The organism is Mesorhizobium sp. M0898, assembly GCF_040319695.1.
Taxonomy (GTDB): domain Bacteria; phylum Pseudomonadota; class Alphaproteobacteria; order Rhizobiales; family Rhizobiaceae; genus Mesorhizobium.
On the sequence record NZ_JAMYOE010000102.1, the window covers coordinates 1 to 4,231 of the forward strand.

Below are 4,231 nucleotides of genomic sequence, written 5' to 3' on the forward strand. Positions count from 1 at the left end.
AGCCCGTCTCGCGGGTTCTCATCGTGCGCCGCCACTTATAGATCAGGCTGGTCGCGACATCGTACTGACGCGCTACCGCCGCCACCGTGGCCCCCGGCGCGAATGCCGCGGCCAGTATCCGGCACTGATCCTCTTCACGCCAACCACGACGACGCTCCGGTCCGGTCAATAACGTCACATGGCTCATGCTGTGCTGCTAACTACGCTCGAAAGGACGACCTTAAGAGCGCAGCCTCGCTACCGGGCCATGCTCCCGCAAGGCGGCCCTCGCCGGAGGCGTACGGACCGCCCGAATCTCCCCTTGCACCCGGCAAGGTCCCGCAGATATTCCCTCATCGTTGATTTTGTTGAAGCTTCAATCTGATTGGGGTAGCCGTCGATCGCACCGTGCATGGGCGACTGGCCATTCCTCAATTTAGCGATGCCGCTGGTGATCGCCTGCTGGACGGCCAGTGCAGTACCCGCCTCGATATTCCCTTCGAGGAGAGGGTAGCTGATAGTGCGCATCTGCGCCGCATCGAACAAGGCTTTCGACCAGTCCGCGGCGAGAAGCACGCACCCCTTTCCCGCGACGCGTGGCGAATGCCCACCTCGTAATAGACGTTGCCGTTGGGAATTGTCATGTCCGCCAGCACGAGATCGGCGAAATAGAGGCGCTCAAGCATTTGTGTGATGATCAGGCTGCCGACGTCCTGGTCTGCCTGCACCGGATCGTAGTCTAGTTCCTAGATCATCGGGACACAAGCGTGGTCCCACAGTGCGTTGAAGTCAATCTCGCCCGGCCCTTTTCCCGGCTCCGCCTGGGTAGCTTTCCGGCCATATGGCATCACCATGAAACAGAGTGGGCGCGGCACTTCAATCCCCCTAACGTGCGCACACCGTCGTCCAGCTCCCGCTAGCTGGTGTGTTGGAAATTCAGCCTCAGAAGCCAGCAAAGTGCTCCCTGTTCACCTTGCCGGCTGCTTTCTTTCCGACTTCATGTAACTCAGCCATTCCGTCGGTTGCATCCATTTTCTGCACAGTCGCCGGCCGGATATGCGTCAGCCCCAGGGCGGCCAAGCCCGCGCCCATCAATTCCGCGTTGTATCGAACGTACGTGAAGAGCTTACTTCCGTTTTCCAACGGCCCAACATTGCCAATCAGATCACCAATCTCCCGGTCGATGGAGTCCCCTGCGCGGCACTCTCCGAACACGCGGCACAGCAGGTCCTGTTCGGTCGAGGCCGCAAACATAAGTGCCGACGGGATCGTAGTTGCATTGAACAGCAGGTTCATGTCATCCGGGTCCAGGCCAGACCGAACGTCCGGGCTGGTACCCGTTCCGACCGACACTATGAGCATTTGGTCGGCTCCCGCCCGCCAACGCGCCGCCGGCTTGTGCGCCCAATAGCTGCCGACCGTGGCCATCAGAAACATTTGGAAGGCTGGGTTGTTGTACATGGTGACGCCGCCGTCGACGAAGACAAACTGCTTGTTCGTTTCCTTCGTCCCGCCGGAAAGTACGATGACCTCCGGCGGAAAGTAGGTTGGCGCAGCAGTGCTTGCCCGGACCAGTTGCCAGAGTGGAAATTTGCCATTGTCGTCAGGGCGTGCCGGATCATTGTATTTGCCGTATGGATTATTCGACAGCGGCCATGGCGAATCTGTGGTTGCGTTGCGCATCACCAGCAGCAGCAGACTTTGCAGTTTGGCAGATCCGAAAGTGGTATCACTTCCGAACACCTCTTTCAGTTTCACTGCCAGTGGTTCGGATTCGAATTTGTATCGTAGGCGTTCCAGAATGTTCGCGCGAACGAACATCTGGGCGCCGCAGGTTTCATAGAAATCGAGAATCTCCCGTACTGACATTCCCATCGAGAGCCCCGCAGCGATGATGCCGCCCGTGCTGGTTCCGGCGATATAATCGAAGTATTGGGCCAAGCGAAAGCTTTCGCCGCCGGCCCTTGGTCTCAGCAGATCTTCGATTCCCTGCAGGATCTCGAGTGCAAGTATGCCACGAATCCCGCCACCGTCGATCGCAAGCAACTTTTTCTTGCCGGGTTGAGAGATACGCTCGATCAGCGACATGTCTGTTCCTCCCGCCCGCGACGCGAATTCAGTGCAGGCGGGTGATCGATTCGCAAGGTGAGGGCGCGCCCGCAGATTGAGCCGACGGGCCTAGACATCCTCCGGAGTTCCCTGCAGTCGCTCTATAACGGACCAGGTCAGCGGGCCCACAATTCCATCGGGCTGCAAGTCACGGTCCTGCTGGAATTTCGTCACCGCCTGCTTCGTAGCAGGGCCAAAATCGCCATCTACGTTCACTGTATAGCCAAGCTTGCGGAGTTTCTCTTGCAGTTGGCTGACCTCGACACCGGACGCCCCGACACGGAGGGCCGTAGGTGCGTCTTCGTCATCTGTATCCAAATTGCTGCCGGCCGCCGACTTCTGTCGTGCGTAGGCACGCGCCATCTTAGTATCATAGCCCATCTTTTTGTAGCCCGCGCCGTTATACTGGCGGGCGAATCCGGCCCAGTCATTTTTTCGAAGCTCGTCGGTCAATTTGGAACGTACGATGAATTTCGACATGAGCTGGACTTGCCCAACAATACCGGCGCAGGCTTCGGTGACAAGCTCCTGGACGGTCGCATATCCCAACCAAGACCAATGTGCCCCCATGACTTGGCCGAGGCCCCACGAGCAGGAAGACAGTGCAGCGACCTCGTCGATCTCCTTCGCCCGCTTTAGCAGATTGTATCGCGCCTGCTGTGACTTTGGGTTGGGCACGCCTCCAGCATTCGGATGAGCTAGACCTTTCGCCAGAGCCGGCTTCTTGAGCGATTGGGGCAACAGCCGGTAAAAATAGTGTCCCTCCCAACGGATCAAAGGCATATCCTTCCCATCGACAATGTCGAACGCTCTGCCGGCGCTTTCAACCTCGGCGACCGCCAGCAGTGCCGCAGGCTCAACGCCAATGTCTTCAGCCAGCGCAGCGATTTTCTGTCTTGCAGCTTCGTCAAACATTCTGCCTCCACCCGTCGGGTCTGGTTGATACCACTATTGCGACTTGTTTTTCGACCACATAGCTTGCCAGCTGTTTGTCTCCGCGGCGAGGATCTCTTCAGCGGTGCTTGCTAGGACCGCTACGGGGGTCGTGTTTTCGGTGGTGGCCTTGAGGCTTTGGAGCTTGCTGGCTGCCGCACGATAGCCAACGATCAAATCATCATAGTGTGATGCTTGAAGGTGAGCTACCACCGCCGCAGCACAGGTCGTCAAGACCCCGATTATGGCCGCGATATCAAATGCGCCTTTTCCAATCGCGCCTGCGAGGGCGGTCAGAATTGCGGCAACGAATGCCAACGTGAATTCCGCAGCATGAAGAACTCTAGAAAGTTTATGATATTTCTCAGAGTTATTTATATAAAATGCAATTTGTCCCTCTATTCTGTCTTTCAAGTAGTCATCAAAGGACAGACCGGACCGGGGTGATGAGCCTGCGTGCTCCGCTTGCCGTTGGAGAAGCGTAAGATCGGTTACTTGGTCTTCGATCTTTTGCTGTGCTGATTTGAGCTTGGCGTCCCTGGTGCCGGGATCCGAGTAGTCACCGGCAGAAGTAGCATACAGGTAAGCCTCTCGTTTAAGCGCCTCAGATGCCGCCCGCGCGCGAATCTGTTGGCGGACGCCTTCGCTCGTGAGTATGCGACTCCCGATTATTCCCGTGATAGCAAGTGCTATGGCTCCTGTGGATATCAGAATAGTACGAACGAGGCCATCCACAGCCTGCATGCTGGCCAAGGACGCGACTAGCGCACCGGCGATGGACAAAGAAAAGGAAGCCTTCCTGGCTAGATTTATCCTGGACTTCAATGAGTTTGCCGTGGCGGACCAGATTGCCTGCCGATCGGCTACAAATTGGAGAATCGCCATGCCCATCGCCCCCGCCACGCGCAACAACGGTCTTTGAAATAGATACCTGTTCTACGAAAATTAAACAAAGTGTAGACGAGACAGGCTTTTCCTACAAGACGAACACTGTAAGAAAGTCAGCAGTCGAAAATGGCTACTTCAAATGCGCGGTAGGTGGCTGTCGTGGCACACGCTATCAACCGAGGCCGACAATGGTTCATCGAGTTGTGTGCGTCAAGTTCTGCAAAATGGCGTGGCATTGCGGTGACGTCGGCGTGTCCGCCGCGCAGCCCCCGTGTTTAGCGGAGCGGCGGACACATGACGGTGCTCAGGCGGCCAAGGCCCT

General features: G+C 57.2%; 5 protein-coding genes. All 5 read right to left on the bottom strand.

The window, feature by feature from the left end; translation table 11 throughout:
- A partial coding sequence (locus NKH90_RS34195; protein ID WP_352823694.1) for a transposase occupies window positions 1–187 on the bottom strand: 187 nt, incomplete at its 3' end.
- Between the two features lie 50 nt (window positions 188–237).
- Window positions 238–555, bottom strand: coding sequence for a hypothetical protein (locus NKH90_RS34200; protein ID WP_352823696.1), 318 nt, complete (start codon window positions 553–555; stop codon window positions 238–240).
- A 366-nt stretch (window positions 556–921) separates the two neighbouring features.
- Entirely contained in the window at window positions 922–2,067 is a 1,146-nt protein-coding gene (locus NKH90_RS34205) for a patatin-like phospholipase family protein (protein WP_352823699.1), read from the bottom strand.
- A gap of 90 nt (window positions 2,068–2,157) precedes the next feature.
- The gene (locus NKH90_RS34210; protein WP_352823702.1) at window positions 2,158–3,003 is read right to left on the bottom strand and encodes an N-acetylmuramidase domain-containing protein; all 846 of its coding nucleotides are present in this window, start codon (window positions 3,001–3,003) and stop codon (window positions 2,158–2,160) included.
- A gap of 33 nt (window positions 3,004–3,036) precedes the next feature.
- A complete protein-coding gene (locus NKH90_RS34215; RefSeq protein ID WP_352823704.1) occupies window positions 3,037–3,906 on the bottom strand; it encodes a DUF4231 domain-containing protein in 870 nt (289 codons plus the stop codon).
- Window positions 3,907–4,231: the final 325 nt, after the last annotated feature.